This is a genomic window from Streptomyces sp. NPDC107581 (assembly GCF_055657175.1).
In genome coordinates, this window is record NZ_JBVKBH010000013.1 from 272993 (window position 1) to 279553 (window position 6561).

A 6561-nucleotide genomic window follows, 5' to 3' on the forward strand; every position below is an offset into this window, starting at 1 on the left:
CCTTCGGTCCATCACCTTCGGTAAGGAAGCAACAGATGAGCAAGCTGCGCGTGGCGGTCCTCGGCGCCAGGGGCCGGATCGGGTCAGAGGCGGTGCGGGCGGTCGAGGCCGCCGAGGACATGGAGCTGGTGGCCGCCCTCGGCCGCGGCGACAAGCTGGAGACACTGGCGGAGACCGGCGCCCAGGTCGCCGTCGAGCTGACGACCCCCGCCTCCGTCATGGGCAACCTCGACTTCTGCGTGCGCCACGGCATCCACGCGGTCGTCGGCACGACGGGCTGGACCGACGAGCGCCTCGCGCAGCTGAAGGGCTGGCTCGCCCAGTCCCCGGAGACCGGTGTGCTCATCGCGCCGAACTTCTCCATCGGGGCCGTGCTGACCATGAAGTTCGCGCAGATCGCCGCGCCGTACTTCGAGTCGGTCGAGGTCGTCGAGCTGCACCACCCGAACAAGGTGGACGCCCCCTCGGGCACCGCCACCCGCACGGCCCAGCTCATCGCCGAGGCCCGCCGCCTGGCCGGTACGGCCCCGGCGCCGGACGCCACGGTCACCGCCCTGGACGGTGCCCGCGGGGCGGACGTGGACGGCGTCCCCGTCCACGCCGTGCGTCTGCGCGGCCTCCTGGCCCACCAGGAGGTGCTGCTCGGCGCCGAGGGCGAGACCCTCACCGTCCGCCACGACTCCCTGCACCACAGCAGCTTCATGCCGGGCATCCTGCTCGGCGCCCGCCGCGTGGTGTCGACTCCGGGCCTGACCTTCGGCCTGGAGCACTTCCTGGACCTGAGCTGAGACCTGAGCCGAGCATCGGGCCCAGAACCGAGCCCAGAACCGCCTTCAGAACCGAGCCGAGAACCGAGCCGAGCCCGAAGACCTCATGCGCGCGAAGATCACTTACCTCGTCACGGCCGCCGTCCTGCTGTTCTACTTCGTCCTGGTCGGCAGCCGCGGCATCATGCTCATCCAGTCCGGCACGCTCCTGACCGTCACCTTCGGGGTGGCGGTGCTGATCCTGCCGGTCATCGGGCTGTGGTTCCTGTGGAAGAACACCCAGTTCGTCCGCAAGGCCAACCAGCTCGCCGCCGAACTCGACGCCGAGGGCGGCCTGCCCGTCGACGAGCTGAAGCGCACCGCGGGCGGCCGTATCGACCGCGACTCGGCCGACGAGGTGTTCGCCAGGCGCAAGGCCGAGACGGAGGCGGCCCCGGACGACTGGCGCAGCTGGTTCCGGCTCGCCGTCGCCTACCACGACGCCCGGGACACCCCGCGCGCCCGCAAGGCGATGCAGCGGGCCATCGCGCTGCACGACGGCAGACCGGTCCAGGCCTGAGGTCTGCCTTCCAGGCCTGGGCCCTGCGTTCCCTGCCTGAGGTCTGCCGTCCGGACCTCAGCCCTGCCGTCCAAGCCCGATCCCTGCGTTCCCTGCCTGAGGTCTGCCATCCCGGCCCAACCCGCGCCCCAGGCCTGCGCAGGCCCTGCGGCCGGGACGCAGAAGGGGCCCGTCCGCGATGCTGCGGACCGGCCCCTTCTGCATGTCTGCGAGGGTCAGCCGTGCCGGTACTCCGCGGCCCACGCCTCCACCGTGTCCGCCGCGCGGTCGAAGGCGGCGGGACGGTTCAGGAAGTCCAGGCTGTGCGTGGTGAGCAGCGGCGGAGTGTCCTCGGCGGCCCGGTCCTTGCGGACGAGCGTCAGGGCCTGCCCCTGGACCGTGCGCGGCAGGGCCAGCCAGCGCACCGGCTGCTGCGCCGTCCGCACCGAGACCACCCGCTGCCAGGCCACCGTGCGGGTCAGCAGGAAGCCCACCTGGCGCAGCCCGCGCGAGCTCACCCACACGCCCATGCGCAGCATCCGCAGCGCGCTCGCGATGACCGTGAGTGCCACGACGAGGACCACGCCGGCGGAGGTCGCCGAACCGGTCAGTGCGATGAGGACCGCCGCGAACAGCACGAACGAGGAGAGCAGCAGACTCAGGGCGGACCCGGCCACCCGCCAGGGACCGGGCCGGTAGGGGCGCCGCCAGCGCTCCCGGTCGTCGTGGGGCAGCGGGCTCTCGGATGCCGCGTCGAAGGTGCGGTCGGCCGTCAGGAAGGGCAGGGGCACGGCTGGTCCTCACTCAATCCTTGCTTGGGCTGTGCCCGGTGAGGCTATCCGGCCGGATTCCGGCCCACCACCCTAGGGCGGCCGGAAGAGTCAGTGCCCCTGCGAGGCCTGTGACTGCTGGGCCGGCGTCTCGGACGGCGTGGACAGCGCGGGCATGCCGAGGATCACCGAGCCGACCAGACCGGCGACGATGGTGAGGCCCAGCAGCCAGCGCCCGGCTATCTGTCCGAAGGAGGCCCGCTGACGGGGCGGGGGAGCGACATTGCTGCGGAACCTGTCCGCCTCGGCCAGGAAGGCGAAGGGCACGGGCTCACGCCGACGGAACATGGGGGAGCACCTCTCCTCTCGGGGGTGGACTTGTGGATCGAACGTATGGTCCTCACCGATACAGACGCTCTGGTGACACAAAAGGTGCCCATGTCCGAAAAAATCCTCGGCAAGGTCACGGTTCGGGTCTGTCAGAGGTCCCCCGTACAGTGGGCGCGAACCTGAAGAAGTGATGGGAAGGACCCCCGTGACCACCCCCGAGTCGCTCACCCTGCGCAGTGACGTCACCGTCGAGCTCGTGAAGTCCAGCGCGTCGGATGCCGACGTCCTCTTCGCCGCCCGAGTCTCGACGCTCGGCGAGCAGTCCCTGGACGAGCTGAAGAAGGACCCCGAGCGCTCCAAGGGCCTGATCAACTACCTGATGCGCGACCGGCACGGCAGCCCGTTCGAGCACAACTCGATGACCTTCTTCATCAGCGCCCCGATCTTCGTCTTCCGCGAGTTCATGCGGCACCGGGTCGGCTGGTCCTACAACGAGGAGTCGGGGCGCTACCGGGAGCTTGAGCCCGTCTTCTACGTCCCCGGCGAGTCCCGCAAGCTCGTGCAGGAGGGCCGCCCGGGCAAGTACGTCTTCGTCGAGGGCACTGCGGCCCAGCACGAGACCGTGCGCAGCACCCTCACCGAGTCCTACGAGCAGGCGTACGCCGCGTACCAGAAGCTGCTGGCCGAGGGCGTCGCCCGCGAGGTGGCCCGCGCCGCCCTCCCCGTCGGCCTGTACTCCTCGATGTACGCCACCTGCAACGCCCGCTCGCTGATGCACTTCCTCGGCCTGCGCACCCAGCACGAGCTGGCCAAGGTGCCGTCCTTCCCGCAGCGGGAGATCGAGATGGTCGGCGAGAAGATGGAGGCGGCATGGGCCGGGCTCATGCCGCTCACCTACGCCGCCTTCAATACGAACGGCCGTGTGGCCCCGTAACGAAGCCTGCCTCCCCGCGCGGAACGGATGTACGCACCGGCGTCGCGAAGTGTCCGTATTGCGGCATTTAGAGAAGTTCATCTAGCCTGATCAAACGGACCCGGCACTGCTTGAACCCCCGAGCAGGCAGTGCCGGGCTCCATATTTGTCCGGACTTTCCCGACACCCCGAGGGCAGACCACGCATTGAGCACCGAGTAGCGTGTTACCCATGGCTCCGACCTCGACTCCGCAGACCCCCTTCGGGCGGGTCCTCACCGCCATGGTCACGCCCTTCACGGCGGACGGCGCACTCGACCTCGACGGCGCGCAGCGGCTCGCCGCCCACCTGGTGGACGCAGGCAACGACGGCCTGATCATCAACGGCACCACCGGCGAGTCCCCCACCACGACCGACGCGGAGAAATCGGACCTGGTACGAGCCGTACTGGAGGCGGTCGGCGACCGCGCCCACATCGTGGCCGGCGTCGGCACCAACGACACCCACCACAGCCTCGAGCTGGCCCGCGAGGCCGAGCGCATCGGCGCCCACGGCCTCCTGGTCGTCACGCCGTACTACAACAAGCCCCCGCAGGAGGGCCTGTACCGCCACTTCACGGCCGTCGCGGACGCCACCGGGCTGCCGGTCATGCTCTACGACATCCCCGGCCGCAGCGGCGTCCCGATCAGCACCGAGACGCTCGTCCGCCTCGCCGAGCACCCCCGGATCGTCGCCAACAAGGACGCCAAGGGCGACCTCGGCCGAGCCAGCTGGGCCATCGCCCGGTCCGGTCTCGCCTGGTACTCCGGCGACGACATGCTCAACCTCCCCCTGCTCTCCGTGGGTGCGGTCGGCTTCGTCTCGGTCGTCGGCCACCTCGTCACCCCCGATCTGCGCGCCCTCGTCGACGCGTACACCTCGGGCGACGTCGTCAAGGCCACCGAGATCCACCAGAAGCTGCTCCCGGTCTACACCGGCATGTTCCGCACCCAGGGCGTCATGACCACCAAGGCCGCGCTCGCCCTCCAGGGCCTGCCCGCCGGGCCCCTGCGCGCCCCCATGGTCGAGTGTTCGCCCGAGGAGATCGCTCAGCTCAAGATCGATCTTGGCGCCGGCGGGGTACAGCTCTGACAACAGACTTGGCACCACCCGAGCTTCACAACTGAAGAGACAACCGAATCGACAACCGCATACGCAGGCCACCGGTGCCTGCACTCCACAACGACAACTGCTTCTGCACGAACGTCATGCGCGCCACGTGCCCGACCGGTACGTGGCGCGCGTGGTGAGGAGAGTCTTTTGAGTCATCCGCATCCTGAACTCGGCCCGCCCCCGCCGCTCCCGGCCGGAGGCCTCCGGGTCACCCCGCTCGGCGGTCTCGGCGAGATCGGCCGGAACATGACGGTCTTCGAGTACGGCGGCCGTCTGCTGATCGTCGACTGCGGAGTGCTCTTCCCCGAGGAGGAGCAGCCCGGAATCGACCTGATCCTGCCCGACTTCTCGTCCATCCGTGACCGTCTCGACGACGTCGAGGGCATCGTCCTCACGCACGGCCACGAGGACCACATCGGCGGGGTCCCCTTCCTGCTCCGCGAGAAGCCCGACATCCCGCTGATCGGCTCCAAGCTGACCCTCGCGCTGATCGAGGCCAAGCTCCAGGAGCACCGGATCCGCCCGTACACCCTCGAGGTGGCGGAGGGGAACCGCGAGCGCATCGGCCCCTTCGACTGCGAGTTCGTCGCGGTCAACCACTCCATCCCGGACGCCCTCGCGGTCGCCATCCGTACCCCCGCCGGCATGGCGGTGCACACCGGCGACTTCAAGATGGACCAGCTCCCGCTGGACAACCGCCTCACCGACCTGCACGCGTTCGCGCGGCTGAGCGAGGAGGGCATCGACCTCCTCCTCGCCGACTCGACGAACGCCGAGGTACCGGGCTTCGTCCCGCCCGAGCGCGACATCTCCAACGTCCTGCGCCAGGTCTTCGCCGGCGCGCGCAAGCGGATCATCGTGGCCAGCTTCGCCAGCCACGTCCACCGCATCCAGCAGATCCTGGACGCGGCACACGAGTACGGCCGCCGGGTCGCCTTCGTCGGCCGCTCCATGGTCCGCAACATGGGCATCGCGAGGGACCTGGGGTACCTCAAGGTCCCGCCGGGCCTGGTCGTGGACGTCAAGACCCTCGACGACCTGCCGGACCACGAGGTGGTCCTGGTCTGCACGGGTTCCCAGGGCGAGCCGATGGCGGCGCTGTCGCGGATGGCGAACAGGGATCACCAGATCCGCATCGTCGACGGCGACACGGTCATCCTGGCCTCGTCCCTCATCCCCGGGAACGAGAACGCGGTCTACCGCGTGATCAACGGGCTGACCCGCTGGGGCGCCAACGTCGTCCACAAGGGCAACGCCAAGGTGCATGTTTCCGGCCATGCGTCGGCGGGCGAGCTGCTGTACTTCTACAACATCTGCCGCCCGAAGAACCTGATGCCGGTCCATGGCGAGTGGCGCCACCTGCGCGCCAACGCCGAGCTGGGCGCACTGACGGGCGTCCCGCACGACCGGATCGTCATCGCCGAGGACGGCGTGGTGGTCGACCTGATCGAGGGCAAGGCGAAGATCTCCGGCAAGGTCCAGGCCGGTTACGTCTACGTCGACGGGCTCTCCGTCGGCGGCGTCGGAGAGCCGGCGCTGAAGGACCGCAAGATCCTCGGCGACGAGGGCATCATCTCGGTCTTCGTGGTCGTGGACTCCTCCACCGGCAAGATCACCGGGGGCCCGCACATCCAGGCGCGCGGTTCCGGCATCGACGACGCGGCCTTCACCGACGTCCTTCCGAAGATCACGGAGTCCCTGGAGCGGTCCGCGCAGGACGGCGTCGTGGAGCCCCACCAGCTCCAGCAGCTCGTGCGTCGCACCCTCGGCAAGTGGGTCTCGGACACGTATCGCCGCAGGCCGATGATCCTGCCGGTCGTGGTGGAGGTCTGACACCTCGTCCGGGTGAACCAGGAGCGGGGCGTCTCGATTTGCATCGGGGCGCCCCGCTCCAGTACGTTTACGTCCCTGCCCAGTTGGGAACCCCAGTCCTTCATCTGATGGACACACGGGGTGCCTGGACCGGGTGGGAAATCCGGCTCAGAACTTCTGATAAAGTCGGAACCGCCGGAAAGGGAAACGCGAGAGCGAGAACCTGGAAAGCACCGAGGAAATCGGATCGAGAAAAGATCTGATAGAGTCGGAAACACC

7 protein-coding genes are annotated in these 6561 nt (G+C 69.2%); 5 read left to right on the top strand and 2 right to left on the bottom strand.

Annotation, left to right across the window (positions count from 1 at the left end; genetic code table 11):
• Window positions 1-35 precede the first annotated feature (35 nt).
• Both dapB and ACZ7P3_RS30410 read left to right on the top strand, forming a co-directional pair.
• Window positions 36-788 (top strand): 4-hydroxy-tetrahydrodipicolinate reductase, encoded by a 753-nt coding sequence (dapB, locus tag ACZ7P3_RS30405; protein WP_472086482.1) that lies wholly within the window; start codon window positions 36-38, stop codon window positions 786-788.
• Window positions 789-873: 85 nt separating this feature from the next.
• Window positions 874-1326 (top strand): hypothetical protein, encoded by a 453-nt coding sequence (locus tag ACZ7P3_RS30410; RefSeq protein ID WP_472086483.1) that lies wholly within the window; start codon window positions 874-876, stop codon window positions 1324-1326.
• A 215-nt stretch (window positions 1327-1541) separates the two neighbouring features.
• Here ACZ7P3_RS30410 and ACZ7P3_RS30415 read toward each other — a convergent pair whose 3' ends face one another.
• Window positions 1542-2096 (bottom strand): hypothetical protein, encoded by a 555-nt coding sequence (locus tag ACZ7P3_RS30415; RefSeq protein WP_472086485.1) that lies wholly within the window; start codon window positions 2094-2096, stop codon window positions 1542-1544.
• Window positions 2097-2186: 90 nt separating this feature from the next.
• Window positions 2187-2423 (bottom strand): hypothetical protein, encoded by a 237-nt coding sequence (locus ACZ7P3_RS30420; RefSeq protein WP_472086486.1) that lies wholly within the window; start codon window positions 2421-2423, stop codon window positions 2187-2189.
• A gap of 172 nt (window positions 2424-2595) precedes the next feature.
• On the opposite strand from ACZ7P3_RS30420, the gene thyX reads away from it, so the two are divergent.
• From thyX to ACZ7P3_RS30435, 3 genes are all read left to right on the top strand, one after another.
• Window positions 2596-3339 (top strand): FAD-dependent thymidylate synthase, encoded by a 744-nt coding sequence (gene thyX, locus ACZ7P3_RS30425; RefSeq protein WP_472086488.1) that lies wholly within the window; start codon window positions 2596-2598, stop codon window positions 3337-3339.
• Between the two features lie 210 nt (window positions 3340-3549).
• Window positions 3550-4449 carry a 4-hydroxy-tetrahydrodipicolinate synthase gene (gene dapA / locus ACZ7P3_RS30430; RefSeq protein WP_472086490.1) on the top strand — a complete coding sequence of 300 codons (900 nt, stop codon included), beginning with the start codon at window positions 3550-3552 and terminating at the stop codon, window positions 4447-4449.
• Between the two features lie 168 nt (window positions 4450-4617).
• The gene (locus ACZ7P3_RS30435) at window positions 4618-6303 is read left to right on the top strand and encodes a ribonuclease J (protein WP_472086492.1); all 1686 of its coding nucleotides are present in this window, start codon (window positions 4618-4620) and stop codon (window positions 6301-6303) included.
• The last annotated feature ends 258 nt before the right edge of the window (window positions 6304-6561 follow it).